The organism is Acinetobacter psychrotolerans, from assembly GCF_048552595.1.
Classification (GTDB): Bacteria; Pseudomonadota; Gammaproteobacteria; order Pseudomonadales; family Moraxellaceae; genus Acinetobacter.
In genome coordinates, this window is sequence record NZ_JBIMDK010000012.1 from 82,654 (window position 1) to 108,904 (window position 26,251).

26 protein-coding genes are annotated in these 26,251 nt (G+C 36.3%); 13 read left to right on the plus strand and 13 right to left on the minus strand.

All coding sequences use genetic code 11. The features are described 5' to 3' along the window. Positions 1-245 precede the first annotated feature (245 nt). On the plus strand, positions 246-461 hold the full coding sequence (locus ACG94X_RS11575; protein WP_419383877.1) for a hypothetical protein: 216 nt from the start codon (positions 246-248) through the stop codon (positions 459-461). 195 nt (positions 462-656) lie between these two features. On the opposite strand, the gene ACG94X_RS11580 is transcribed toward ACG94X_RS11575, so the two are convergent. Beyond that, positions 657-1,634 (minus strand): acyltransferase family protein, encoded by a 978-nt coding sequence (locus tag ACG94X_RS11580; RefSeq protein WP_419383878.1) that lies wholly within the window; start codon positions 1,632-1,634, stop codon positions 657-659. Between the two features lie 41 nt (positions 1,635-1,675). Beyond that, on the minus strand, positions 1,676-2,227 hold the full coding sequence (locus tag ACG94X_RS11585; protein WP_419383879.1) for an O-acetyl-ADP-ribose deacetylase: 552 nt from the start codon (positions 2,225-2,227) through the stop codon (positions 1,676-1,678). 279 nt (positions 2,228-2,506) lie between these two features. Between ACG94X_RS11585 and ACG94X_RS11590 the strand changes: the two genes are divergently transcribed. Further along, on the plus strand, positions 2,507-3,442 hold the full coding sequence (locus ACG94X_RS11590; protein WP_419383880.1) for an LpxL/LpxP family acyltransferase: 936 nt from the start codon (positions 2,507-2,509) through the stop codon (positions 3,440-3,442). A gap of 93 nt (positions 3,443-3,535) precedes the next feature. Here ACG94X_RS11590 and ACG94X_RS11595 read toward each other — a convergent pair whose 3' ends face one another. From ACG94X_RS11595 to ACG94X_RS11605, 3 genes are all read right to left on the minus strand, one after another. Beyond that, positions 3,536-3,967 (minus strand): hypothetical protein, encoded by a 432-nt coding sequence (locus tag ACG94X_RS11595; RefSeq protein ID WP_419383881.1) that lies wholly within the window; start codon positions 3,965-3,967, stop codon positions 3,536-3,538. Between the two features lie 85 nt (positions 3,968-4,052). Next, entirely contained in the window at positions 4,053-4,376 is a 324-nt protein-coding gene (locus ACG94X_RS11600; RefSeq protein ID WP_419383882.1) for a hypothetical protein, read from the minus strand. A gap of 347 nt (positions 4,377-4,723) precedes the next feature. Then, on the minus strand, positions 4,724-5,839 hold the full coding sequence (locus ACG94X_RS11605; RefSeq protein ID WP_419383883.1) for an endonuclease/exonuclease/phosphatase family protein: 1,116 nt from the start codon (positions 5,837-5,839) through the stop codon (positions 4,724-4,726). Between the two features lie 185 nt (positions 5,840-6,024). On the opposite strand from ACG94X_RS11605, the gene asd reads away from it, so the two are divergent. The 5 genes from asd to truA all read left to right on the plus strand — a co-directional run bounded on the left by asd (position 6,025) and on the right by truA (position 11,894). Then, positions 6,025-7,143: an aspartate-semialdehyde dehydrogenase gene (gene asd, locus ACG94X_RS11610; RefSeq protein ID WP_419383884.1), complete on the plus strand. Its 1,119-nt coding sequence runs from the start codon at positions 6,025-6,027 to the stop codon at positions 7,141-7,143. A 162-nt stretch (positions 7,144-7,305) separates the two neighbouring features. After that, positions 7,306-8,718: a type IV pilus assembly protein FimV gene (locus ACG94X_RS11615; protein ID WP_419383885.1), complete on the plus strand. Its 1,413-nt coding sequence runs from the start codon at positions 7,306-7,308 to the stop codon at positions 8,716-8,718. A 48-nt stretch (positions 8,719-8,766) separates the two neighbouring features. Then, complete coding sequence (fimV, locus tag ACG94X_RS11620) at positions 8,767-10,053, plus strand: T4P machinery localization factor FimV (protein WP_419383886.1); 1,287 nt, start codon at positions 8,767-8,769, stop codon at positions 10,051-10,053. A gap of 48 nt (positions 10,054-10,101) precedes the next feature. Further along, a complete protein-coding gene (locus ACG94X_RS11625; protein WP_419383887.1) occupies positions 10,102-11,088 on the plus strand; it encodes an asparaginase in 987 nt (328 codons plus the stop codon). Between the two features lie 8 nt (positions 11,089-11,096). Continuing rightward, entirely contained in the window at positions 11,097-11,894 is a 798-nt protein-coding gene (truA, locus tag ACG94X_RS11630; protein ID WP_419383888.1) for a tRNA pseudouridine(38-40) synthase TruA, read from the plus strand. A gap of 218 nt (positions 11,895-12,112) precedes the next feature. On the opposite strand, the gene ACG94X_RS11635 is transcribed toward truA, so the two are convergent. Next, the gene (locus ACG94X_RS11635) at positions 12,113-13,123 is read right to left on the minus strand and encodes an AraC family transcriptional regulator (RefSeq protein ID WP_419383889.1); all 1,011 of its coding nucleotides are present in this window, start codon (positions 13,121-13,123) and stop codon (positions 12,113-12,115) included. A gap of 228 nt (positions 13,124-13,351) precedes the next feature. On the opposite strand from ACG94X_RS11635, the gene infA reads away from it, so the two are divergent. From infA to ACG94X_RS11650, 3 genes are all read left to right on the plus strand, one after another. Beyond that, positions 13,352-13,573 (plus strand): translation initiation factor IF-1, encoded by a 222-nt coding sequence (gene infA / locus ACG94X_RS11640; RefSeq protein WP_004692529.1) that lies wholly within the window; start codon positions 13,352-13,354, stop codon positions 13,571-13,573. Positions 13,574-14,162: 589 nt separating this feature from the next. Continuing rightward, a complete protein-coding gene (locus ACG94X_RS11645; protein ID WP_419383890.1) occupies positions 14,163-14,573 on the plus strand; it encodes a hypothetical protein in 411 nt (136 codons plus the stop codon). Between the two features lie 100 nt (positions 14,574-14,673). Further along, positions 14,674-15,078 (plus strand): hypothetical protein, encoded by a 405-nt coding sequence (locus tag ACG94X_RS11650; protein WP_419383891.1) that lies wholly within the window; start codon positions 14,674-14,676, stop codon positions 15,076-15,078. 79 nt (positions 15,079-15,157) lie between these two features. Here the strand turns inward: ACG94X_RS11650 and leuB are convergent, their stop codons facing one another. From leuB to leuC, 4 genes are all read right to left on the minus strand, one after another. Further along, positions 15,158-16,237, minus strand: a complete 1,080-nt coding sequence (gene leuB / locus ACG94X_RS11655) for a 3-isopropylmalate dehydrogenase (protein WP_419383892.1) — start codon at positions 16,235-16,237, stop codon at positions 15,158-15,160. A 39-nt stretch (positions 16,238-16,276) separates the two neighbouring features. Further along, positions 16,277-16,846, minus strand: a complete 570-nt coding sequence (locus ACG94X_RS11660; RefSeq protein WP_419383893.1) for a hypothetical protein — start codon at positions 16,844-16,846, stop codon at positions 16,277-16,279. A 104-nt stretch (positions 16,847-16,950) separates the two neighbouring features. Beyond that, positions 16,951-17,601: a 3-isopropylmalate dehydratase small subunit gene (leuD, locus tag ACG94X_RS11665; RefSeq protein ID WP_419383894.1), complete on the minus strand. Its 651-nt coding sequence runs from the start codon at positions 17,599-17,601 to the stop codon at positions 16,951-16,953. A gap of 21 nt (positions 17,602-17,622) precedes the next feature. After that, a complete protein-coding gene (leuC, locus tag ACG94X_RS11670; protein ID WP_419383895.1) occupies positions 17,623-19,071 on the minus strand; it encodes a 3-isopropylmalate dehydratase large subunit in 1,449 nt (482 codons plus the stop codon). A 442-nt stretch (positions 19,072-19,513) separates the two neighbouring features. Between leuC and ACG94X_RS11675 the strand changes: the two genes are divergently transcribed. Then, a complete protein-coding gene (locus tag ACG94X_RS11675; RefSeq protein ID WP_419383896.1) occupies positions 19,514-19,756 on the plus strand; it encodes a DUF2061 domain-containing protein in 243 nt (80 codons plus the stop codon). A gap of 28 nt (positions 19,757-19,784) precedes the next feature. Here the strand turns inward: ACG94X_RS11675 and ACG94X_RS11680 are convergent, their stop codons facing one another. Then, complete coding sequence (locus ACG94X_RS11680) at positions 19,785-20,627, minus strand: UCP032817 domain-containing protein (RefSeq protein WP_419383897.1); 843 nt, start codon at positions 20,625-20,627, stop codon at positions 19,785-19,787. Positions 20,628-20,836: 209 nt separating this feature from the next. Here ACG94X_RS11680 and ACG94X_RS11685 point away from each other — a divergent pair, with 209 nt between their 5' ends. After that, positions 20,837-21,694, plus strand: a complete 858-nt coding sequence (locus ACG94X_RS11685; protein WP_419383898.1) for a LysR family transcriptional regulator — start codon at positions 20,837-20,839, stop codon at positions 21,692-21,694. Between the two features lie 285 nt (positions 21,695-21,979). On the opposite strand, the gene ACG94X_RS11690 is transcribed toward ACG94X_RS11685, so the two are convergent. Together ACG94X_RS11690 and ACG94X_RS11695 are read right to left on the minus strand one after the other, a co-directional pair. Then, a complete protein-coding gene (locus ACG94X_RS11690) occupies positions 21,980-22,225 on the minus strand; it encodes a DUF2789 family protein (RefSeq protein ID WP_419383899.1) in 246 nt (81 codons plus the stop codon). 330 nt (positions 22,226-22,555) lie between these two features. Then, the gene (locus ACG94X_RS11695; protein ID WP_419383900.1) at positions 22,556-24,574 is read right to left on the minus strand and encodes a CARDB domain-containing protein; all 2,019 of its coding nucleotides are present in this window, start codon (positions 24,572-24,574) and stop codon (positions 22,556-22,558) included. Between the two features lie 139 nt (positions 24,575-24,713). Here ACG94X_RS11695 and ACG94X_RS11700 point away from each other — a divergent pair, with 139 nt between their 5' ends. After that, complete coding sequence (locus tag ACG94X_RS11700) at positions 24,714-26,093, plus strand: dihydrolipoyl dehydrogenase (protein WP_419383901.1); 1,380 nt, start codon at positions 24,714-24,716, stop codon at positions 26,091-26,093. Positions 26,094-26,251 lie beyond the last annotated feature (158 nt).

The following is a 26,251-nucleotide window of genomic DNA, read 5'->3' on the forward strand; positions in this document are numbered from 1 at the left end:
GTACGATAAAATTAAGCCATCATTAAGCTTGTAACAACAAATAAAATCGAGCTGTATTATTCAAACGAAACTTAAACTAACTTTAAAAAATCATTAAAATTACCATAGCGCTAAAATTTTACAATTTTTCTTTTCATTCCAACTATTTAATACTACATCAGCTCCATGATATTTCCACATAAATCATTCAATATAACATTATCGAATCTAGCTCAGATCTCGAATAATTCAATGAGAATACGATCATGAAAAAAGTTACATCATTATTAATCGCAGCATTCACTACAGCAATTTTCGCAGGTTCAGCAATGGCTGCAACACCAGCTCAACACTCCACCCAAAAAGTACAAACACATCAAGTTCAGAAACAGCACAAAAGCAGCCACATGCAAAAATCTCATGCTCCTGCACAAAAAACAACAGCTAAAAAAGTAGAGGATAAAACACCAACAGCGAAATAATGATCTTATAAAATTTTGATCTTATTAAACTTTGACTGTCGAAATACCGCTTTATGAAATTCTTATCCTCATGCTTAAAAGCTACATCTGCGATGTAGCTTTTAAATTTTTATTGAATATTATTTTTTAACATTATTTTTCAGAATCATCTTTAAAAATTATTCATAGAAAATCTTCAGAACTCAAATCATTGGCTTACTTTAAGCCTAATTTTTCTACAGGCTTCATCAACCACAACGACATTTTTCTCAGTAAAGTATCAAAACAGGATTGCTGCAAGACCCAACAAGTGGCAGCTGATAAAATAATACAAATCAATATTTCTACAAAAATATTAAAATCCAAGCGCCAATAACGTGCAATCGACATCACCACAAAACCATGTAGCAAATATACAGGCAAAGTATTTTTACCCAATTGAATGAAATATGAATTAAACAATTTGACCAGTGCAAAAATAGCAAAAATACCGAAGCTAGAAATAAATAGATAAACCATTCTCATCCACATTCCATTCCATGCACTCACTTTGAGTTGTTGATAACTCAAACTACCATAGAGCCAAAATGGGTTTAATTGTGAAATATAGACAAAACTCGCAATACCCATGAAGATGAATATTCCGAGTAATTCGGCAAATTTAAACTGCTGAACTTTTTGCATGATTACTTTGCCATAAACAACGCCTATGACAAAAAATGGGAAGAAAGTAAAAATCCGTCCAATTGAATATTGATAATTATTCCAAGGACTTAAACCTATACACAATGCCAAAACAAGTGAAATAATAACGGCAAATTTTGTTTTAATGAGGAAATGTGTGAGTAATGTCCACACTATCATCCCCAGTAAATACCATAAAACCCAATAAGGTCTTGCAAATAAGTTCCAATTGATTTGAAATTTCCCTGTCCAGACCGCATCAAAAGCAGCAAATAAAATTTGAAAAGGAAGATAAATCGCGATAAAAAATAGAATATTTTTGAACCAATTTTTATCTTTATACAACATCCCTGAAATAAAGATAAATGCGGGCATATGCACAAAATAAATACTGCCCAATAAAGCATGATCTATTGGGTCTTTCCAACCGATCATACGTTCTAGAAAATGCCCCAAAACCACGAGAAATATCAGGGTTGCTTTGCAACTGTCTAAGTAAGTATCTCTCATGGTCGGCTAATCTAGAATGATGAATGAATGCGTAATTTCAATTATATACCCAAAACTTGGAATTGTTTTTGATCAATCGCAGCAAGATATTGTCGATAAATTTTAAAATTTTCCAAATCAAAGCACACGAAATTGATTTCTTCTAAATGTACCGTATGTTTTAAAAAATCAACCACTGTTTCAATCGCAATAAACGCTGCGTCTAATTTTGGAAAATGATAAACCCCAGTTGAAATATTGGGGAAAGCGATGGTTTTTAATTGATATTTTTCTGCGAGTTTCAAACTACTTAAATAAGCTTGGCTCAGTAAATCCTTTTCTCCATGCTGTCCATCTTGCCATGTGGGGCCTACTGTATGAATTACATAGCTGCTTGGCAATAATCCTGCGGTGGTAATAACAGCCTCACCAATCGCACAACCACCTTGTTTAGCTCGAATTTTCTGACAATCTTCAAGGATTGCCGAACCACCTTTACGATGAATTACACCATCGACGCCACCACCGCCAAGTAAGGATGTATTGGCAGCATTCACAATAGCATCTACTTTTTGAATGGTGATATCGCTTTGAATCAAACGCAGGGTTTTCACAAAAATATCCTTATCTTCTAAATTATTAAGCTTAAATATTTACACTACAATTCAATGATGCTCAGAACATTGAAAAGATAAAAATCTAAACGGCCAATACTAATTTTAATATTCAAATTGATGTATTCCATGCTCAGATAGATACGATTTGACGATTTTTAAAGTATGTGTCCTTTTTGATTGATATTTTTGAAACGTCAAAGACTGTATTTTCTTCTTTAAACGGGTTCATGCTACACTTCTTTCAGTTTAAACTTACCCCAAATTTACAAAATTGCTATGAGCAAAAAGCATCAATACGAACCTGGAAAATTTTATTGGTCATTCTTACTGCCTAAATACTGGGGCGTTTGGATAGCAATTATACTTTTCATGCTTCTTGCGATCTTACCTTGGGCAATCCAACATCGTTTAGCGGCACTGTTGGCTAATGCTGCATTTAATAAGCTTAAATCACGCCGTGAAACGACTATTCGAAACTTAGAAGTATGTTTTCCAGAATGGTCTCATAAACAAGTTTTGGAAAAATCGAAACAGGTTTTTGTGGATCAAATGATTGGTGTATTTGAAACTTTAAATGCATGGTATTCGCCGCAATGGTTTAAAAACCGTATGACGATTGATGGTTTAGAACACATCACGCAAGCTCAGCAGCAAGGTAAAGGGATTCTTTTACTTGGAACGCATAGTACTCTGCTCGATGCAGGTGGATATTTGTGTGGTCAATTTCTAAAACTAGATGTGGTCTACCGCCCACAAAACAATCCACTATTAGACATGCTGATTTATCGTGGTCGTGCAACGATTTATAAAGCTCAAATAGATCATGATAATATGCGTGGATTGATTCGCCATTTAAAAGAAGGCGATGCAATTTGGTATAGTCCAGATCAAGATTTTGGTTTAAAACAAGGTGTGATGGCACCATTTTTTGGTACGCCTGCTGCGACAGTTACAGCACATAGACGTTTATTAAAAATGTCGAAAGCTGTTGCAATTCCACTGTATTTTTATCGCGATGGTGATATTAAAGATCCAAAATATCATGTGCTCATCGAGCCTGTCGTTGATCTATTACCCAGCGACGATGAATTGAATGATGCCATTCGAGTCAATAAAATCATTGAAAATCAAATAAGAATCGCACCAACACAATATATGTGGTTCCATCGCCGTTTTAAAACACGTCCTGAAGGTTATGAGAAAATCTATTAAGCATTAACTTTACAATAGGAATCAAAATTAAATCATTGAAGTTAAAGTATACTTTAACTTCTCTTTATTAACTATTTAGGCCACATAAGTCATTCATTCATCATCAAATGTCAAAAATTGATATTGATTAATATTATGATGCTTATCTCTAATTTTAAGCTGATATTCATCTAACAGCATTAAGTCTAGATCTTCATTTTTAAACCCACCAGATCCATCATCCCAATTAATATCTATTTTCATGCCATCCTGTGTTTTATAAAATGCTTCAATAAATCCTGTTACATCAGGCGTAAAAATTATGTAATAACTGTGAGCTTTCGAGAAACTAATTTCTGTTAAATCTTGACGCGGACATGGTTTTTCACAACGATAAATTCGATGATCCAAACGCTCCCAAATCATATTTATTTCAGCATCATTTAAATTTTGTTCTGCCTGTTGTTCTTTCTCAGTCTCAAATATGGTCTCTTTACAACTTGCTAAAATTAAACTCAAACCGAACAACATGATTATTTTTTTCATTCAATCCTTCTTTACTCTTCAAGTTGACATATTTTTATCAATTCGAACATAGCATTACATTTTTCATCTAAATCACTAAAAATCATTAACCTTTCCATACCCGAAAACGAGCCATCGCCCAAATCACATAAGGCCAAAAAATCATATTCACAATGCTATGAATACTTTCCCAGATACGCCAGTATCCTCTGCCAAAAATATCTGCACGTGCATTAAAGATTTCAATTGCAAAGGCAAATACGACGGTGGCAATGATCGCAAGATTTGATTTAAGTTGTCTTTTATGTATTGCAGCAGCAATAAAATAGATGATTAAACCAGCATAGATAAATAAAGCATCGCTACTTAAGCTTAAGCCGGTAAAATGTTTAAGACTTGAAGCAAATTCTTGAATTTTGGTTAGAAACATAGTCACTCTTTTTTTATTTTCAATCTTGTATATTATAAATTATATACCATAAATAAAGCATAACCCGAGTCCTGCATCCTGCAAAACTCGGGTTCATGAGGTTGTGCTTTCAAATCTTATTCTTATTTTATTGGTTATCCATTCCAACATCAAATCCATGATGACTATCCATCGGCTTTGTCTTCCATAGTGGGACTTTTCCTTTCCCGTTCCGTCTACCGATAAGTGAAGATTAAGGCTAAACCTCATTTGATACTATCCGCTTGAGGACTAAATCCGTGTAAGCAATTTCTTACAAATAACGATCAATTACAGCTATTTTTGTCTAACAATTTAAAATCATATTTTCAATTCATTTTATAATCTTGAGCGATTTCATCGGTCACCATTTTTTCTTCACGTTCTGCTTTTTCAATTCCTTCTTGAATTGCCTGTTGTGCTTCTTGCTCGTCCGCATCCGATTGTTCCAACTCATCTTGAACCTGTTCAAAAATACGCCCTGTTTGTAAAACAACATATATTGGGAAGTGGTCAGAACCAATATGCGGCAACCGTTGCATATGAACCAATGCAAAATCCGTACTATGAAATAAATGATCCAGTGACCATCTTAAAAACTTATAATCTGCATGAAACGTATTGACATATTGACGACCAACACGTGGATCTAACAAACCACTAATGCGTTGAAATAAGCGTGTTGTACGTGACCAAGCCACATCATTTAAATCGCCCATAACAATGCAACTTTCATCTAAATCTTTAATTTGATCTCCGACCATTAATAATTCTGCATCGCGTAAAGTTGAATCTTTAGCTTCTGTTGGACTCGGCGGTTTTGGATGTAAGCAATATAATTGTACAGGCTGCCCAGAACGTAAAATAACAGAACAATGAATAGAAGGAATTTCATCACTTAGAATAAATTTAACCTCTACATCTTGTAATTTAAGCTTACTATACAAGTGCATACCGTATAGATTATCTAGTGGCACAGGAATACGATAAGGATAATTCTTCTCAATACTAGAGAGTTGATTCTGCCATGTCTGATCAGTTTCAAGTGTGAGCACAATATCGGGATGATGCTTTTCAATTTGTTCAATCAGCAAATGATATTTGTTATTCGGTGTTAAAACATTTGAAACAATGACTGAAATTTGTTGATCTAGATTGAGTTGATCTTTAGTCACCTGTTTAACTTGTTTCTTCCAAACGAAAGTATAAGGCAAAACCATTTTTAGCTGAAAAGCCAAAGCAGCAATAAGCAGTAGTAAAATCACGCCACGTATCCAATCCCACGGCGCAGTCCAAAACAACAGCAATACAAAAGTAATAAATCCAACAGCTAAAATTTGTAATCTTGGAAAATCTGCACCACGAAACCACCACTCATCCCGTGGGATAAGCGACCAGAAACTTAGCCAAATCACAATAGCAGCAAGCACTTCGATCAAGATCATATTCTGTAACTCTTATATTCTTAATTTTTTATCTATTCATAAATTTATATCAGTTTTGCATGTAACATAAACAAGATATATTGCACAATATAATTGTGTTTTCATTGTGTATGCTCTTGCAGTTACACACTCTTTTGATACACTCAAACCCCTTTTGATTTTTTAACTCACCGAGGCAAAGTGGCATGAAAGTAGGTCTGGTTGGTTGGCGCGGGATGGTTGGTTCTGTCCTAATGCAACGTATGGTTGAAGAGAATGATTTTGCTCATTTTGAGCCATTCTATTTCTCTACCAGTAATGCAGGTGGTCAAGCCCCTGCTTTTGGTGGTAAAACTGCTCCAGCACTTATGGATGCAACAGACATTAAGAGTCTGAAGCAAATGGATGTCATTATTACCTGCCAAGGTGGTGATTATACGACCGAAGTCTTCCCTAAGCTTAAAGCTGAAGGTTGGAATGGTTATTGGATTGATGCTGCATCTACATTGCGTATGGATGATGAGGCGATCATCGTACTTGATCCAGTGAATATGAATGTCATCAAAGACGGTTTAGTGAAAGGCACGAAAACATTCGTGGGCGGTAACTGTACTGTTTCATTAATGTTAATGGGTTTAGGTGCTTTATTCCAAAACAATCATGTGGAATGGGCAACCTCGATGACGTATCAAGCCGCATCAGGTGCTGGTGCACAAAACATGCGTGAATTGATCTCAGGTATGGGCTATTTATATAACAATACCAAAGATTTATTAGACGATCCTAAATCGCCAATTTTAGATATTGATTCTAAAATTGCGGCATTACAACGTGGTGAAGGCTTCCCTTCTGCAAACTTTGGTGTGCCATTGGCAGGTTCTCTAATTCCATATATCGACAAACAGCTTGAAAATGGTCAGTCGAAAGAAGAATGGAAAGGTCAAGTTGAAACCAACAAGATCTTAGGCAATCAACAAATTGTACCGATCGATGGTCATTGTGTTCGTATTGGCGCAATGCGTTGTCATTCTCAAGCCATCACTTTAAAGCTTAAGAAAGACATTCCACTTGACGAAATTGAAGATATGATTCGTCAGTCTAGCCAATGGGCAAAAGTCGTTCCAAACACTCGTGAAGCATCGATGACTGATTTAACACCTGTTGCTGTAACAGGTACGTTAATTGTTCCAGTCGGTCGTTTACGTAAAATGAATATGGGTAAAGAATATTTAGGTGCATTCACGGTAGGTGACCAACTACTTTGGGGTGCTGCTGAACCTTTACGTCGTATGTTACGTATCCTAATTGACTATAAGGATGCTTAACGTCACAAAAAAATACTAAACATTGAAAAAGCCGATCTATCTAGATCGGCTTTTTTATGTAACTATATTTATGTAACTACTATGTTAAAAATTTACATTTAGACTACAGCGAGTTATTGTATAATTACACAGCCTTGTACTTCGTCACAGCAATGGATAGAGATGACTGTATATAACAAATTAAAAATCGCCATTTTAACAATCATGTCTTCGCAAACCATTAGTGCGATTACAATTGATCCAATTCAAGTTCAATCTGGGCCTGGGGATTTACTTTATGCCGAGATGAAGTTTCATAATGCCGATCCAAATGCAAAAATTGAAGCAGGATTGGCAAATGCTGATGAAATCATGTCTGTCGGCATTGCCAACCAACCACCTGGGCATTTGAATTTTTATACCCGCCGTTCTGGTGACGGGACAGGTGTGATCGTTATTACCTCTTCACGCCCTATTATTGATTCTGAATTGAATATTTTATTAAAAGTAAAAGAAGGCAATGCCACTCACATTCAACAAATTAAAACGCCGTTAACACGTAATAAATCGAATGCATCTGCACCTGTACTGAATACTACAGCGAATGAAAAACGACTCACACCACAAATTATTGTGAGTGAAAAAGATATTGCACTCAACCTACCGACAAGTATGCACTATCAGGTCAATACGTCGTCAACAACAACGACTGCTCCCAAAACCATAATAAATAAACCTATAATTGAATCCGATCAGCAACGCCCATTAACGATTAGTGTTGTTGCGCCACCGACACTAAAAACTGAAGTAAATACAACAGGAACTGTTGCGATTGAAAAAGTACCTATGACGGCGGAACAAGTTCAAGTCAAAGTTAAACAAATAGAACCTGAACAGGCTCAAGTAAAAACTGAACAAACTCAGCTAAAAGCCCCTGAACCAGAGAAAGAAAAGCCTCAAACAACAGAAAGTAAAACACAAACTGCAAAATCGAATGCTGTAGCCAAAAAACCTGTTCAATCTGAAAAGCGTGCAAACAACCAATCTACAGATAAAGGTCAAAAGCATATTGTTCAAGCCAACGAATCTCTATGGCGAATTGCATCTAGAATTGCGGCAGATACTAATCAAAGTATTCCTGTTGTTATGCAGCAAATTAAAGAAAATAATGCCAGTGCATTTATCCAAGGTGATGTGAATCGTATTCGTCGTGGTGCAGCTTTAAACCTTGCAACAACATATAAACCTAAACCTATCACCAAATACCAAACACCGAATACACAGATCAGTACGAAAAAGCAGTCTGGTTCAGAAAAATATCGCTTAGATCAGGCTGAGATGAGTTTAATTACAGACAATGAGCAAAGCTCAGCACAAGGTTCAGCTAAGAAAAATACGCAAGTGAATCAGACGACTACTGAATTATCTACAAAAGTTATGACATCTCGAGAAAAAACGGTTAAATTACAGAAGAGTGTGAACCAACTTGCAACGGCTTTACAACAAAAGAATCAGCGAATTCAATTATTAAATGCTCGACTTGCTCAGTTGCAACAGCAATTACAGCAACAAAATGTAAAGAAGCCAAATAGTTAAGATATATCAAGGATATTAATTCATTGTGCTCAATGAAGGGGAAATAATATGTTGTTGTACGTGATTCCATTTATTTTATTATTGGTCGTTGCCGTCGTTTTAAAAAAACGTGAAGATGCAAATAAAGAACAAGCCAGTTCTAGTGCAAAGACAAGCAAGAATAAAAAGTCAACGAAAAAAAATGTAGCGCGTACAGCTCGCACATCACAAAGACTACAAAGTAATGTCGTTGAAGATGAAGTTATTGTTAAGCAAGCCACTAAACCATTAAGCGCAGACTTAAAGAAAAGTATTGAAAAGCTCATTGCAGAAAAAAATTATTTTTCAGCAGAAGCAAAAATCAACCAAGCTTTAAATCAAGACAATGCACAACATGAACTATATCTCTACTTATTAGATATTCATTTCGTACAAAAAGATGACTTCGCTGTTAATCAGCTGATCAATCATATTCGCTCATTAGGCTTAGATGAAATTGTTACTCAAGCTGAAGATAAGCAAAAAACAGCCCAAGTCGCAAATCCAGTTGAGTCGATTGCATTTGAATCTGCTCAGCCAGCTGTGCCTGAAGTCAATAAAAACAATGCAGCATTTGATGCATTAATTGGTACGGCAGACGCTGCTACTCAAACAAAACGAGCAGATCCAATTCAAGCTGATGCACTAGAATTTACACCATCTGAAACACCGAAGCACGTACCACAAGAACCCATTCAACCTTTAGAATTTAACTTTACGCCAAGTACACAGCAAGCAGCACCCGTTGCCGCTGATTTAACATTTGAAGTACCCACGCGAGTCCCTGCTGAAGAAGCAAAATCTGAGCCTGCTGCACCACTAGAGTTTAGCTTCACACCAAATCAAGCAACACCACCCGTCATTGAAAAAACTGAAATAGTTGAAATTGCATCTGAATTTACTCTTGATTTTGCAGAACCACTGGTTTCTCCAAACGCAGAACCAACAGCTAAAATTTCGAACGACTTAGATTTTAAATTAACGCCAAGCGAAGCTGATTCACAACCGACCTTTCGCTTTGATTTAGATCAAACCGCCGAAATTATTGAGCCTGCGACACCTACACTTAATTTTGAAGCACCAATTCAGCCAACAACGGAAACGATTGGCGCTGTTGATACCAATGATCCATTGGTGAAGTCATTCCCAGAATTAGCTCAAATCAATGAAACGCAATTGAATTTAGATCTGGCTCAACAATATATCGATTTAGGTGCTTATGCGTCTGCACGAGAGCTTTTAAGTCAAAATGTAGATCAATACACAACTGATCAACGAGAACTATCTCAAAATTTACTGAATCGAATAGCATCTTAGAAGCATTCGATTTAAGATAAAGCAGTCATTCATGGCTGCTTTTTTATTATGAACAAAAAAATTGCATTGATTTATATGGGCGGAACTTTTGGCTGTATTGGTGAGCCATTAGCACCAATGACTGAAACTGAATTTATCCCACAACTTAAACACGTATTGCCTCCACAATTTAAAATAGAATGCTTTAAAGCACCATCAATCAAAGACAGTAGTGCTTGTACTGCACAGGACTGGCTTAAACTGATACAACAAATACAAAGTCTACAACTGCAAAATTTCCAACACTTTGTGGTTATTCATGGCACAGATACTCTGAGTTACGCAGCAGCGACATTGTCCAGATTTTTAGCTGAATCGTGTCATGTGGTGATTACGGGTAGCCAATATCCGTTATTGAATGTCCAAGGGGATAATACTCGAGAATTCACCGATGCCATTGATAATTTAAATACAGCATTACATGCCGTGTTAGATCTACCTGTAGGCGTATATTTGGCTTTTTTCCACCAAATAATTCATGCTCGAAGTGCTTTAAAGGCACACAGCACAGAATTAAATGCTTTTAGTGGTCTAAACGCCGATCGAAAAATCACGGTAGACAAAACAGTGATGAATGTTCAACTTTCACATATTGAAAAAGCCAAACAACTTAATCTAATCAATTGGATGATGTTACCTATAGTGCAAGATCAACTCTCAACTAATTTAGATCTGGTCTTATCTCACCCACCACATTTTCTTATTATCCAAGCGTATGGTGTGGGCAATCTCGCGGTCAATGACGCTATTATCCAACAATTTAAAGCACTTCAATCTAAAGGTTGCCAAGTGATTCTCTCGACTCAAGTGCCTTTAGGCGGAATAGATCAACGTTATGCGATTAGCCAATGGATTAATGATGCGAAAATTTTAATCAGCGATGCGCTCAGTCAAGCAGATCTTTATGCCAAAATTTTGAAAATTTATTTACAATACCCGACCTCAGAACAATGGCATGACCATTGGTATGATTATTTTGAAAATCAGCCTGAATAGAGGTATATATGCAACGCTTTGCAATTGGTATTGAGTTTTGTGGCATTCGTTTTAAAGGTTGGCAAACTCAGCAAGCTGGTGTCCGAAGTATTCAGGAAACCATAGAAAAAGTACTGAGTAAAATTGCGGATGAACCGATCATTTTACATGGTGCAGGTCGTACCGATGCAGGCGTACACGCAACCAATATGGTGGCACACTTTGATACCAATGCGATTCGCCCAATACGTGGTTGGCTGATGGGCTCAAATAGCCAATTACCCAAAGACATTGCCATCCAATGGATTAAAGAGATGGATAATGACTTCCACGCGCGCTTTAAAGCAAAAGCACGTCGTTATCGTTATGTGGTTTATCAGTCTGCAAACCGCCCTGCACTTTTATATAAACAAGTTACCCATGCTTTTTATCCACTTGATGTCGATAAAATGATTGCAGCAGCAAGCAAATTTGAAGGTACGCATAACTTTGAAAGCTTCCGTGCAGCCGCTTGCCAATCTAATCAACCTGTACGACATATCAAGCATTGTCGCTTAATTCGTCATGGCAACTATCTCGTCCTCGATATTCAAGCAGATGGCTTCTTACATCACATGGTGCGTAACATCATGGGATGTTTATTGGAAATTGGACAAGGCTTGTATGAGATTGATCATATTGATGAAATTTTTGCTGCTGAAGATCGTAAAGCAGCAGGAATTACAGCACCGCCTGATGGCTTATATTTCATCCATGCAGATTATCCTGAACAATTTGAATTGCCAAAAATGCCTTTAGGACCCCATTGGCTAAATATGCCTGATTAATCATAAAAATTTAAATATCCCTCAGACATTGAGGGATAAATTAATTGAATGTCGCACATGCTATTTATCTGTTCTATATTTTATTCTCTTTTATAAATCTCGTCTTCTTTGGCAATGATATTGATCATGACGGATTTATTCGTCTTGCAAAACACCACCCAATAAAAAAGCTTCAGATCTGATGATGTGAAGCTTTTTTATACTTAAAATTCTACAACTCAACGCTGTTTACGTTTTCTATATTCTACTGGTGTCTCACTCGTCCAGCGTTTAAACGCTCGGTAGAAAGTACTTGGTTCTGAAAAACCTGTCAGATAAACAATACGTTCAACACTTTCACTGGTATTTGCCAATAATTTCTTCGCCAAACGACAACGGTAGTCGGATAAAATTTGCTGAAAACTGGTATTGGCTTCAGAAAGCTGAGTACGCAAACGACGTGAGGTAATATTTAACTGAGCAGCAACCGTTTCTAACGTGGTTTCACCACTCTCTAAGGTTGAACCAATCGCACGGCGAACTTCACCGACTAAATCATAACGTGCCAACTCTTGAAGTTTTTCAATAGCGAGCTGTTCATGCAATTGTAATAATTCAGGTTCAGCTTGCCATAAAGGATAATCTAGAATTGAAGGATCAAAATACAAGCGGGTTTCTTTTTGTCCTAAACTTACGGGACACTCATAAACACGGAAATATTCTGCATCTGAAGCGCCATCCGAAAAGTTAAAGTCGATATAAATCGGCTCAAAACGACCTTCTGTGATGAATTTAAAGAAGCGTAAAATTCCTGAAATTGCACATTCAGAAAAATGACGATTGACAATACTCTTGCCCCAAGGCTGTTCACCATTGGTTAAAAAGCAGCGCCCTTCATCATCAATGATCAGTTTTGCATGAAAAGCATCGCTAATTAGACGCTGATAAGCCAATGCACGTTTTAAACCTTCACCAAAATTTTCACTTGAGATAAATAAATGTTCAATCACTTGCCCACGATACAGGGGTAAATGCTCTCCTAGATGCAAACCGATATCAGGATCATTACTGACTTCCTCTGCAGCAAGCCAAAAAGCGTATTGTGCATTGAGAGGAGTACGTGCATTTTGATCGACCTGATTCAATGCCACACCAGCTTTTGTTAATATTTCTTCTGTTGGCAATCCTGCACGACGGATCGCTTGATAGCCTAATCGTAAAACAACCGAAGCATCAGTTAGCTGACTCACGCAGTACCCTTCCTTGTGTGTTATTGATTTATACTTAAAACTTGAGAATTAGATTACAGACGATTGACTTAACTGACAATATTTATCCTCACTTTTTTGTAGAAATTGTTTAACAATATGTTCGCTTACTTTCAAGTCATCCGCGACCATCAAAAGCGGAATAATCTTGTTTTTCTATAAAAAATTGCCTATAATTTGCCCCTTTCCAATTTGATCATCAGGTAGGCTATGGCCAATAAAGAGGAACTCATCGAGTTCGAAGGCGTTGTCACCGAAACGCTTCCTAATACTATGTTCCGTGTGCGTCTAGAAAACGGTCACGAAGTGATTGCTCACATCTCTGGTAAAATGCGTAAACATTACATTCGTATTTTAACTGGCGACAGTGTTAAAGTCGAAATGACTCCATACGATTTAAGTAAAGGTCGTATTACTTACCGTGCACGCTAAGTTTTAGTGTAAGCAAAAGCCACATACCAGTGGCTTTTTCATTCACCAAGCTTTATTTTTATTGCTCCTCGATCCGTTGCTATCGTTTGGCAACAGTCTTCCTTACACATTAAAATTTGCTTATCCATCTTATTTTTATGGTCTTGCTACATATTTATTTTTGTGTTTCAAGTCAATATCTAGAACTACGCTATTACACATTGCTTTTCTGTCGCAAAACCAACTGTGAATAGTGAAGTAAACTTTGCTGATTTTTAGTTAATCATATTTTCAATATCACATAATTTAGTTTTATTACCATCCTTCAATACATCACTTTCTGTTGCATACACAATAAGTTCTGCACTTTAAGCTAAAATTTTCTCACGTTGCACATTACTGCTGATTACGAAAACTTATATTTTTCCGAAAATAGATATCAAAATTATATGTTCAAATACCATCATTCTAAATCTCTGACTTAATCCAAATCGGAATGATATTTTCCCTTTTATCTGATTTTCACTTTTCACACTCCACAATGGGTATATTTATTAAACGTGAAAAGTATTACGCTATAAATCAAGATATATGCCAAGGAGGTTTTATCATGAAGACTCAACGATTGTCTGTTCTAGTCGCATTTTTCTTTATAGTGCCTATCATCGGCTGTCAAACGCAGCAATATCGAGAACAAAATTTAGACCAATATCTACAAAAATTTATTGGCTCAAGTCGTGCGGATATTCAAAATAATTTAGATTTCAAAGCCTTGGGATATCAGACCAATAAAGAGGTTATTTCTACAGATCAAGAGCTGAGCTACACCATTCTAAGACCGATTTATATCCCTATGGCAGGCAGCAATACAAGTATTGGTGCAAATGCAATGGGTGTACCTGTCATTCGCTATGACACCACATCTACGCCAAGTTATGACATTAACTTTAACTGTAAAGTAACCTTTAATCTGAAAGATGATATTGCACAATCTATTCAATACTCAGGTAGAGCATGTTAAAAATGCGGTCTTTATTTTAAACAGATATATGAGAGTGATTTGTTTTGTTGCCTTATTAAAAAAACGATATAGAATCAAATTTTAATTTTCTAAACTAAAAATGAATACAACATTAAAATATTTAATGCTTATACTCAGCCTGAACTGTCTAGTTGCTTGTGATACAAGCACTCGAGTCAGAAATCAGCCAATCATACAACAATTAAATCCATACATAGGGAAATCACCTGCTCTGATTGAACAACAACTCGATTTACAAAATATTGGAATTAAGTTTATAAAGCAGCCAATGTTAGAAGAAAACCGTCTCACCTATACATTTCAAAGAACACTTGCCACAGCAATTCCGACTGGAATTTCTACCCCAAGTGAAAAAGGAAAAATGCTTCAAACTCAAATTGCAACGACATCAGATTCACTTAATAGCCTAATGTCGTGTCATATTATTTTTAAAATTGAAAATGGAGTTGCCCAATCCTATCAATTTAAAGGTAGAGCATGTTAATTTTTGATGTTTTAGAATAAGTCCATTTTCAATAAAAAAAACGCAGCCTAATCTAGCTGCGTTTTTTTTATAGATCTAATTAAGCAATAGCAGTAACGACAGCATCACCCATTTCAGCCGTACCCACTTTATTCATACCTTCAGACATAATATCCCCAGTACGTAAACCTTGGTCTAGAACATTGCCTACAGCATCTTCAATTGCTTTTGCCGCAGCTTCTTCACGGAAGGTATAACGCAGCATCATTGCAACAGAAAGAATCGTTGCAAGTGGATTCGCAATATTTTGACCTGCAATGTCAGGTGCAGAACCATGGCAAGGCTCATACATCCCTTTACCATTCTCATCCAAAGATGCCGATGGAAGCATACCAATAGAACCTGTCAACATCGCTGCTTCGTCAGAAAGGATATCACCAAACAAGTTACCCGTCACAATCACATCAAACTGTTTAGGTGCACGTACCAACTGCATTGCAGCATTATCTACATACATATGTGAAAGATTAATATCCGGATAATTTTCTTCTTTAAATGCAGTAACCGTCTGTTTCCAAAGTTCTGTCACTTCAAGTACATTGGCTTTATCAACTGAACAAACTTTTCCACCACGTAAACTCGCCATGTCAAAAGCAACTTTGGCAATACGTTTAATTTCAGATTCTGAATAAACATCTGTATTGAAACCTTGCTTCTCACCATTTTCAAGTACACGAATACCACGCGGCTGACCGAAGTAGATACCGCCAGTCAATTCACGAACAATCAAAATATCCAATCCTGAAACAATTTCAGGTTTTAAACTTGAAGCATCTGCCAGTTGCGGGTAAAGAATAGCAGGACGTAAATTCGCGAATAAATTCAATTCACTACGAATTTTTAATAAACCACGTTCAGGACGAATTGAGCGTTCAATCGCATCCCATTTTGGGCCGCCAACAGCGCCAAGTAGAATAGCATCTGCCTTTTTTGCTTGCTCAGCAGTAATAGCTGGATACGGTTCGCCATGGGCATCAATTGCTGAACCGCCCAATAAACCATGTTCCCAAGTAAAACCTAAATTAAATTTTTCATTGACACGTGTCAGTACTTTTTCAGCAGCAGCAACGATTTCAGGGCCAATGCCATCACCTGCCAAGATCAAAATTTGTTTAGACATTTGTATTTCCATTTATATTCAGCACATGCTGACTTTAGATTAAATTTTTTGTTCTACAAATTCGCTTACACCAGTCACCACATTGTGCGGTCGGCAGAAACGACGAATAGTACGCTTTTCTTGAAGCATATCTACACATAACGGAGTAGGTGCAGAAACGTTCAATAAACTTCCTGAACTTGGCGATCTTTGACGATACATTTTGAATGTATATTTTTGATTTGCTTTGAATTGATGAATCACATGAAACACTTCAGCATGTTGCTTGGTGATTGGATAAAAGCGAATCACCATTTCGAATTGCTGAGGAGGAATCGTCAAATACGTACCATTTTGATCTAAAGGTTCACCTGTTAATTTCAAATAACCCTTTTTAATGGCTTTACGATTTGCTCGCTGTGCATTTTCATCAACAATGCTTAAATCATTTAATCGTGCAAATTCACAATGTTCTGCGCCTGAACAATAAATACTGACTGTATTTTTTAAGTGATGCTTTTCATTAAATTGTTTAATATGCATTAAATCAATTGTTTGAGTCGATTGGCAAGCACTCAAAACTAAGCTCGATAAACCGATAATAACGCCATAGCTTAAAAACTTAGTCATTGTCCAAACCCAACCTCACTCCACTGAGTAAACATTCATTTTGTTATATTCAGTATGTTAGCAAGAGTTGGGCATTCACGCTATATTTAAAATGTTCGAACCGATTAGCCTTTAATTTCAGCAAAAACCCACGGACGTGATTGCTTGGTTTTTGCCTCGTAAGTACGGATATCATCTGCAACTTGTAAAGTTAAACCAATATCATCTAAGCCATTCAATAAACAGTGTTTACGGAATGGATCGACTTCAAATGTAAATGCTTCACCACTTGGTGTACGCACTTCCTGCGCTTCTAAGTCGATGGTTAACTGATAACCTTCGGTTGCAGCACATTCATTAAATAATTGATCGACAATTTGTTCAGATAAAATGACGGGTAACATGCCATTTTTAAAACTATTATTAAAGAAAATATCGGCATAACTTGGTGCAATCACAGTACGAAAACCATACTCTTCCAATGCCCAAGGTGCATGTTCACGGCTAGAGCCGCAACCAAAATTAGCCCGTGAAATCAATACGGTAGCCGCTTGATAACGTGATTGGTTCAATACAAAATCAGGATTTTTCGGGCGCTTGGAAATATCCTGTCCCAAATAGCCTTCGTCTAAATAACGTAATTCATCAAATAAGTTATCACCAAAACCTGTACGTTTAATCGACTTTAAAAACTGTTTTGGAATAATTAAATCTGTATCTACATTGGCACGGTCTAATGGTGCAACGATACCTTGTTCAACGGTATAAGCTTTCATGTCTTTGCTCCTGAGCCAATATTAGAATGAACGTACATCTACAAAATGACCTGCGATTGCAGCCGCAGCAGCCATTGCAGGGCTTACCAAATGCGTACGACCACCATTGCCTTGACGACCTTCAAAATTACGGTTCGAGGTCGATGCACAATGCTCACCTGGTTGTAATTTGTCTGCATTCATTGCCAAACACATCGAACAACCTGGTTCACGCCATTCAAAACCAGCTTCGATTAAAATTTTGTCTAAGCCTTCTGCTTCCGCTTGCGCTTTAACTAAACCAGAACCTGGAACAACCATTGCTTGTTTAATACTTGAAGCCACTTTTTTGCCTTTGGCAACTTCTGCCGCAGCACGAATATCTTCAATACGTGAATTGGTACATGACCCAATAAATACACGATCTAATTGAATATCAGCCAAAGCCTGACCTTCATTTAACCCCATATAAGTATACGCACGTATCCAGTCATTACGCTGCACTTCATCTTTAGCCTGTGCCAAAGTTGGAACAGCTTGTGAAACTGCAATCACCATTTCAGGAGAGGTTCCCCATGAAACCTGTGGCTCAATTTCTTCACCTTGTAATACCACAACAGTATCGAAATGCGCACTTTCATCCGAATGTAAAGTATTCCAGTATTCAACTGCTGTATCCCACTGTTCATCTTTTGGTGCATAAGGACGATCTTTGACATATTCAATCGTCTTATCATCGACAGCGACCATACCTACACGTGCACCACCTTCGATTGCCATATTGCACACAGTCATACGACCTTCAATCGACATATCACGGAACACTTGACCACCGAATTCAATCGCATGACCTGTGCCACCCGCTGTACCAATTTTACCAATGATTGCCAATACAACATCTTTAGAGGTCACGCCCTGACCCAATACACCGTCAACGCGAACCAACATATTCTTCATTTTTTTCTGAACTAAGCATTGGGTTGCCAATACATGTTCAACTTCAGAAGTACCTATACCATGCGCTAAGCAACCGAAAGCACCATGTGTTGCCGTATGTGAGTCGCCACAAACAACAGTCATACCTGGCAAAGTTAAACCCTGTTCAGGACCAACCACATGAGCAATACCTTGACGAATATCATTAATATCAAATTGAACAACATTAAAGGTTTTACAATTGTCATCTAAAGTTTGTACTTGAATACGAGACGTATCATCTTCAATTCCTGCAATCCCTTCAGAACGCTCTTTGGTCGATGTCGGAACATTATGGTCAGGTGTTGCGACGTTAGCGCTTAAACGCCAAGGTTGACGACCTGCAAGTTGTAAGCCTTCGAATGCCTGAGGAGAAGTCACTTCATGTAATAAATGACGGTCAATATAAAGTAATGCGGAGCCATCATCTCGTTGTTTTACTAGATGGTCATCCCATAATTTGTCATACAATGTTTTTGCAGATTCTGTTTTAGCTTTTTGGTTTTCGCCTGCCATGTCGATTCGCTCCACTGGACTGGGTAATTCTATCATTCACTCAATTATAACCACGTTTTCACATAAATCTAATTTATCATTTTTATTAATTCAAAAACTTTTTGGAATCTATTTGATCAAAATAAATAACCTCGTAATCACACCATAAATTATCCAACTTATCTGTTATTAAGCTAAATTAGATATTTCCAATAATATTAAAGCACTTAGATTAGTCAACAATATAAAGATATAACTTAGACAACAAAGTTATGGTCTTAACTGCATAATAAGCAAGTTTATTTTTTAAAAAAATTGGATAAATGAAATAGCAACAATCGCTATGCAATACTTAAAAAATAAAATATCGCTTTATCCAATCAACATTAATCAAAAAAACCTTTTTACATTACAATTGATAATGATTATTATTCAAATAACGAATTAAATAAGTGGTGATCTCATGGCGGGTATCCAGAATTTCTTACAAAACAATCAACGTATTTTCAAAAAAACCTTAAGTTATTACATTATGCACATCACTGTAGCGATGTTAGTTGCTTATGCAGTAACAGGTAATTTTTGGATGGCTGTGACATTAAGCTTACTTGAACCGACCGTACAAGCATTTGCATTCTTTTTCCATGAAAAGGCCTGGAATAAGCGAGATCAAAAAGCTGCTCAAAGCACTGAAATCAAAGCCTAAATCATATATTTTCCTATGCCGAAAGATGCTAATCACCACCTCCTCCACAGCTGCTACAGCTACTACAAGAAGATGAAGAGTCTGAACCTGCACTATGTGAATGGCTCGAATCACTTGATGAACTTGAACAAGAGCTAGAAGAACATGAAGATGTTGCAGAAGCCTGAGGAAGATCCGAGGTTGAGCTTATCATTTGCCTATACATCGTAATCATAAAAGGGAGACTAAAAATTAAACCTTGTTCCCAGCCAATATGAGCATCAACCTGAAAAAGCCGCGGTAAAATTTGAGTGTTTTGTGGATTCAAATGATGTAAATAACATGCGCCTTGCCAAGTATTGAGCAATTGCTCTCTTTGAGCAGCTTGTTGTGATTTAGTTGCATGTAAATCATGCGGTTTATGAATCAATTTATAGCCTAAAAAACCTTGACTCATCGACTCATAAAAGTCATCAAATTCCTCAATCAATATATGCCATAACGCATCCACTGAATGTGAAGGCATTGCATAAGCTCCCTTACGACATAAATGAAGAGCAAAATAGTCTTTAAAACCGTCTTCGATAAATGGATATGAAGATTGTCGAATATTCGGATGTCTTTGTTTAAAAGCAAGCCAAATATGATTTGGGATTTTAAAGCTCTCCAAATCTCTCATTTTTCTTAAGCGATTTAACCGAAGCTTCAACCAAATTATGCTGAGAATAGCGACGATAATGATGGGGAAATAGATATTAAAAAAATATACACAAATTAAACCTAAACCAGAAAATATCAGTATCGTGGTAAAAAATCGAAGCCAAGTTTTAGAGAAGGTATTTCTAGTATGTTGTTGAAAATAGTGAATGGTGGTGTTTGTAAGTTGATTCAAATAGCTTTCCTTTTGTTGTTTTTATGCGCTGACTATAAATGAGCTTTATTTAAATTGTATAGCTAAAAGTTGTATTAAAATTTTTCAAAAATACAAATAGAAAATATCACTAACTGCAAAATAAAAAAAATAAAAAAATTACTTTGATTTATTCTTAAAAATTCTAAATAATGAATTTAGTATAAAAAATCTTTATGGATGATTGAACAATGAATTTAGCGGCCTTCGAAGCTTTCGTAAGAGTAATGGAAACGGGATCTATTTCCATGGCAGCAGAACTCCTGTTTATTACCCAACCTGCAGTCACCAAACGAATTCATAGTTTAGAAGATTATTTTGGCGTTAAACTTTTTGAATCTGCTGGGCGTGGTATCCAAGCGACTCATGCTGCACACTCATTATTACCTAAAGTTAAAAACTGGTTAAATGAACTCGGTGATATTCACCACACACTCAGTCATGAGCAAGGTGAAGTCCGTGGTAAATTAAAAATTGGAACCAGCCATCACATTGGTTTGCACCATTTACCACAACATTTAAAAAAATACGTTCAACAATTTCCAGATGTAAAACTGGATGTGCATTTTGTCGATTCTGAACAGGCACATGAACAAGTGCTTGCAGGTGATTTAGAGTTAGCTTTTTTAACGCTTCCACCACAAGGCGATGACCGTTTAAGTTATATTACCATTTGGAATGACCCTTTGGTATTTGTTGTCGCACCATTTCATCCTCTAGCACATAAGAAAAATCTTAAACTTGAAGATTTAATTGAATATCCAAGCTTATTACCAGCGGCGCAAACCTATACCAGTCAAATCACTTTAGCTGAGTTTGAAAAACAAGGTTTAAAACCTAAAATAACGATGAGTAATAATCCTTTAGATTCAATCCGAATGTTGGTTTCGATTGGTCTTGGTTGGTCTGTTTTACCTAAAACTTTACTGAATCCAGATTTACAACAATTGAATATTGATCTTGAAATGAACCGTCAATTGGGGATGGTTTGGCACCCTGCTCGTACACAGTCGAGAGCCGTTTTAGAACTGATTGAAATGATGAGGTAACTTATTCATACACGAATTATCCCGAGTAATAATCTTTGAATTACTCGGGATCAAATCAGCCTTCTAAAAATATTCCTACACTGACAAAAGCGAGTACAATTCCTCCCTTTTCGATTGCGGTGAAACTAATTTATGATTTGGAAATGATGGCGGTAATATGCTTTTATTCTGATTCATTATTTTCCTACCTTAATTTATTATTTTTTAAGTATTTATATTGTAATAAAACAGCATAAAATACTGTTTTATTACAATCATCTAAACAAAATTCAAGACTAGCTTAAATTATAACTTTACAGAATCTTCATGCAAAGCTTCATTTAACTGATCGACCACCAAAGCCCATTCGCCATCTGATTTAATTTTTTCAGATAAAAACTGACGTTGAGATTCAGACCAAATATTGGCTTGCACAATCGTTGTATCTGCATCTAACTGATGTGTGACAATAAATTCTTGAATACCCACCTCACTAGAATCCAAACCCAATTGTTCAAATAAATTAGTCATTCTTGGACGTACGCGGCTCATTTTATTTTCTCCATCAACTTAGAATCATTGACACCAACATAGCATTTTTATCACCTAAATGAAGTACAAAACATTTATTTATCAGAATATTCAGCTATATCTGTCAGTACTAACTAAAAATCAATTCAAGTTTTAAAATGACCTATCCTAGTCAAATTTTGATGAATTTGATTATTAATTAACACCACTAAAGCATTACATAAGGCTAAGTGGCTATTTACTCACTTAAGCCTCTTCGAAACTTAATGAATTACGATCAGTCTTTGAGGAGGTATCAGACACATATAAAGTAAAACAGCGCCGGAGCGCTGTTTTTCGAAGCACTTCTCCCTATTTATATGCAAGAATTATCGTTGAAACCTTACCATCAGGAGCAGCAACTGACACCTTGAACATATCACCCACCGCACACTCTTTTAAGCGATAGCCATATAAAGTCTGTGTACTATTTTTAAATGTTGTTGGTGTTAATAGGTTAAAAACACTTGCTACTGGAGAGCTTCCTTGCACTAGTTCAGCTGAACAGGACAAATTATTGTCTTTGGTATTATCTTCAGGTGTAACACTTACAGTAGAACCTGTCGGCATAGGAACACTTTGCATACTGTTCGCATATAAATTAAAAGACAATGAGCTACCGCTAGCAGTCACATTTGTAAATGTTGCTGTATTTTCTGAAAATGCAAATAGTAACTGCTGACGGAGAACAGCACTTAAACCACTATTACATGTACCTGCAATATTTGGTTGATCTATTGTAGAAAGACCACATAATGCGTTTCCAAAACTACGTTTATAAATATATTCACCAAAATTTGCATCATATTGATTATTTTCATTATCATCACGAAAGAAATCACCAATATTCGTATTTTCTTCTACTAATTTTCCAGTACTATCATTTACCAATTTAGCAAATGGTTCACCTTCATCATAAAGATTATTACCATTCTTATCAATGTACTGCTTCTCCCCTTCAACATAAGCTAAAACAGTAACTCGATTATCTAAAGGTCGAGGATCTTGCACTGATAATGTTACTGAACATCGTCCATCTGTAGTAGAACAATTAGGGGTAACAACACCGCCCTCACTAATAAAACTAACAACTGTACCATTTGGTACAGGATTGCCAGTACGATCCCTCAGCATCACATTGATCGTTGCACTATCACCATCAACCTTGTTCTGCAAAGCATTTTTGCTAACAGATAAACTGAAACCGTCTTGAGTTACTCTACCTGTAGAAACTGCTACATTTTTAGATAAAGCGGAGACTGTATTATTCGATGCCAGTGTTGCTTTTATTTCCACAGGCCCAGGTTTATCTCCTGGATATAAAGTTACAACAACTTTACCATTTGGATCACTTTTTACAGTTTTAATCGTACGATTACCTAAAGAGATAAAACTTAAATCTTCTGGAGCACGAACCAACTCAATATTCACATCTTTATTCGCGGCTGGTGTGCCGTTAGCGTACAAAGTAAATTCAATTTGACCTGATGCAGCAGAACCACTATTTTTTATACCTAAATTTACAGCATTAGTCGTTGTATAAACTAAAGAATTTGCTTCGATAGCGGCTATATTTACTTCAACTCTTGATTCAGGAATATTTGAACCAGAAGCTCTAATTGTATGTTTACCCTCACATAACTTCCCATCAGTCCCAATCGCTTTATAAGAAGTCGTGACATCACCTTGATTTGAAGAAGCAACAATTGCTGGTTCAAAGGTCCCGCATGATGCACTAAAATTCACAGTAACGTTATTTTGATTAACTTTTGTATTTGCATCTTGTGTTTTTAATGTAATATTCGTTGATGCTCCTGATTCTAAATCAGCCGTTGCTGCCACCATCCCAAATAAAATAATATTTGCTGCTTGTAAAGTAAAACTATAAGGACTGGTTGTCGCAGAAGTTCCATTATAATTAGCAGTAGCAGAAATCTGATATGCACCAGTTGTATTTATATCCTGAGGTTTAATTGAAATGCTTGCTTCACCATCAGCATTGGTAAGTACTGCACCATTTGTTGTACCAAAGATTACCCCTTCCCCACTAAAGGTAACAATCGCACCACTAATACCTTTGCCAGCCTGATCTGTTACTTTTACTTTTGCTGTTGCACCTGCTGCAGTAACAGAATTTGTAGTCGTGTTATTTAAATCATATAAAGTAATAGTTGTTATATTTACAGCTTCAACTGTAGTTCCACCATTACCATTTCCATTACTATTTCCGTTATCATTTTTGTCATAATAACCGCCCCCACCACCACAACTTGCTAACAAAATTGAAATTGCAATAGCACTTAATTTTCCAGTAAATTTTCTAGTATCCATAATTTTACTCAACGTAAGACCCCAAAGTTGTTGTAGATTATTTTGAGTGCTATGTAACCATAGTTATTCATATGTGTAAATATGCTATTTTAAAATGTTTTTTAATGTAATTTTTATTATTCAAAGTCAGGTTAATATTATGTACGACATTATTATCATTGGCGCTGGAACGGCAGGAATAAGTGCCTATAAAGAAGCCATCAAACATACTAACAATATCCTGATCATTAATAGTGGTGCATGGGATACTACATGTGCACGTGTTGGATGTATGCCAAGTAAAATACTTATTTCTACAGCCAACAGAATGTATGATATTCAACATTCAGATGAAGTTGCTTTAAATACCAAAGCAGAGATTGATACATCACAAGTTATGCCATACTTAAGAAAACTTCGTGATCGCTTTACTCAAGCTACACTCAAAGATGTTGAAAGTTGGAATTCTTCACACAAAATTTCAGGCTTAGCCAAATTTATCAATAACAATACCGTTAAAGTAAATGATCAATTGTACTCTGCAAAATCATTTATTATCGCTGTAGGCTCTACCCCCAATTATGAATCTGCGTGGAAACAAGAAATTGGTCATAAACTTATAACGTCGGATGAAATATTTGAATTACCAACCCTACCAGAATCCATAGCCGTTATAGGAAGTGGGGTTATTGCTATCGAATTAGCACAAGCTCTACAACGATTAGGCGTAAAAACAACAGTATTTGCTAGAAGTAAAAAAGTAGGTGCGCTTAGCAGCCCACAATTACAGAAATTAGCACAAGTAGAAATTTCAAAAGAGTTAGATATCAAATTTGAAATACTGCCAGAATCCATTCAGAATACAATGAACGGTGTGAATATCAATTTTATTGAAGACAATGAATTAAGACAGATAAATGTGGAATTTATTTTAAGTGCTACGGGTCGTCAAAGTAATATAACATCATTAAATTTAGAAAAAATCGATCCATTATTTTCAGATTTGAAAAAATTGCCTGTTGATAATAGAACTAAACAACTTGCAAACTTTCCAATATTTATTATTGGGGATGCTTTTACTCAAACGCCACTTCAACACGAAGCTGCTAATGAAGGAAAGTTAGTGGTTTCCAGTTGTCTAAATTTTCCTGAAACGACTTATCTAAATAATCTAACAACACTTGCAATCGTATTCAGTGATCCTGAAATGGCAACAATTGGTCAGAGTTATTCAGGCCTGACTAAATTAAATACCGAATTTATAATAGGCTATTCATCTTTTGAAAAACAAGGACGTGCATTGGTTTTAGGTAAGAATAAAGGTGCTGCTGAAATTTATGTTGATAAAAAAACAAGAAAAATACTGGGTGCTGAATTATTTATGCACTCAGCAGAACATATAGCGCATTTACTTGCCTGGATGATTTCTGAAGAAAAAACGATTGATGAGATTTTAGAAAAACCGTTTTACCACCCGACATTAGAAGAAGGCTTAAGAACAGCTTTAAAATATGCCCGCAGGCAACTTGATGTTAATTGATTTAAATCCGCCTCTGGGTGTTTTATAGGCTTTTTTGATTAAATTTCATTCATTTCACGTATTATTTTGTTATTTTATAAAATATTATGCGCAATAAAAAACACCCCCTCTGCGTTAGCGGAGGGGGTGTTTAAATTTAAAAGCTGGCGATGACTTAC

Excerpts from the sequence above, each read along its gene's own strand:
- ACG94X_RS11575 (WP_419383877.1), top strand. The coding sequence starts at position 246 with ATGAAAAAAGTTACATCATTATTAATCGCAGCATTCACTACAGCAATT.
- ACG94X_RS11580 (WP_419383878.1), bottom strand. The coding sequence starts at position 1,634 with ATGAGAGATACTTACTTAGACAGTTGCAAAGCAACCCTGATATTTCTC.
- ACG94X_RS11590 (WP_419383880.1), top strand. The coding sequence starts at position 2,507 with ATGAGCAAAAAGCATCAATACGAACCTGGAAAATTTTATTGGTCATTC.
- ACG94X_RS11595 (WP_419383881.1), bottom strand. The coding sequence starts at position 3,967 with ATGAAAAAAATAATCATGTTGTTCGGTTTGAGTTTAATTTTAGCAAGT.
- ACG94X_RS11600 (WP_419383882.1), bottom strand. The coding sequence starts at position 4,376 with ATGTTTCTAACCAAAATTCAAGAATTTGCTTCAAGTCTTAAACATTTT.
- ACG94X_RS11605 (WP_419383883.1), bottom strand. The coding sequence starts at position 5,839 with ATGATCTTGATCGAAGTGCTTGCTGCTATTGTGATTTGGCTAAGTTTC.
- asd (WP_419383884.1), top strand. The coding sequence starts at position 6,025 with ATGAAAGTAGGTCTGGTTGGTTGGCGCGGGATGGTTGGTTCTGTCCTA.
- ACG94X_RS11615 (WP_419383885.1), top strand. The coding sequence starts at position 7,306 with ATGACTGTATATAACAAATTAAAAATCGCCATTTTAACAATCATGTCT.
- fimV (WP_419383886.1), top strand. The coding sequence starts at position 8,767 with ATGTTGTTGTACGTGATTCCATTTATTTTATTATTGGTCGTTGCCGTC.
- ACG94X_RS11625 (WP_419383887.1), top strand. The coding sequence starts at position 10,102 with ATGAACAAAAAAATTGCATTGATTTATATGGGCGGAACTTTTGGCTGT.
- truA (WP_419383888.1), top strand. The coding sequence starts at position 11,097 with ATGCAACGCTTTGCAATTGGTATTGAGTTTTGTGGCATTCGTTTTAAA.
- infA (WP_004692529.1), top strand. The coding sequence starts at position 13,352 with ATGGCCAATAAAGAGGAACTCATCGAGTTCGAAGGCGTTGTCACCGAA.
- ACG94X_RS11645 (WP_419383890.1), top strand. The coding sequence starts at position 14,163 with ATGAAGACTCAACGATTGTCTGTTCTAGTCGCATTTTTCTTTATAGTG.
- ACG94X_RS11650 (WP_419383891.1), top strand. The coding sequence starts at position 14,674 with ATGAATACAACATTAAAATATTTAATGCTTATACTCAGCCTGAACTGT.
- leuB (WP_419383892.1), bottom strand. The coding sequence starts at position 16,237 with ATGTCTAAACAAATTTTGATCTTGGCAGGTGATGGCATTGGCCCTGAA.
- ACG94X_RS11660 (WP_419383893.1), bottom strand. The coding sequence starts at position 16,846 with ATGACTAAGTTTTTAAGCTATGGCGTTATTATCGGTTTATCGAGCTTA.
- leuD (WP_419383894.1), bottom strand. The coding sequence starts at position 17,601 with ATGAAAGCTTATACCGTTGAACAAGGTATCGTTGCACCATTAGACCGT.
- leuC (WP_419383895.1), bottom strand. The coding sequence starts at position 19,071 with ATGGCAGGCGAAAACCAAAAAGCTAAAACAGAATCTGCAAAAACATTG.
- ACG94X_RS11675 (WP_419383896.1), top strand. The coding sequence starts at position 19,514 with ATGGCGGGTATCCAGAATTTCTTACAAAACAATCAACGTATTTTCAAA.
- ACG94X_RS11685 (WP_419383898.1), top strand. The coding sequence starts at position 20,837 with ATGAATTTAGCGGCCTTCGAAGCTTTCGTAAGAGTAATGGAAACGGGA.
- ACG94X_RS11690 (WP_419383899.1), bottom strand. The coding sequence starts at position 22,225 with ATGAGCCGCGTACGTCCAAGAATGACTAATTTATTTGAACAATTGGGT.
- ACG94X_RS11695 (WP_419383900.1), bottom strand. The coding sequence starts at position 24,574 with ATGGATACTAGAAAATTTACTGGAAAATTAAGTGCTATTGCAATTTCA.
- ACG94X_RS11700 (WP_419383901.1), top strand. The coding sequence starts at position 24,714 with ATGTACGACATTATTATCATTGGCGCTGGAACGGCAGGAATAAGTGCC.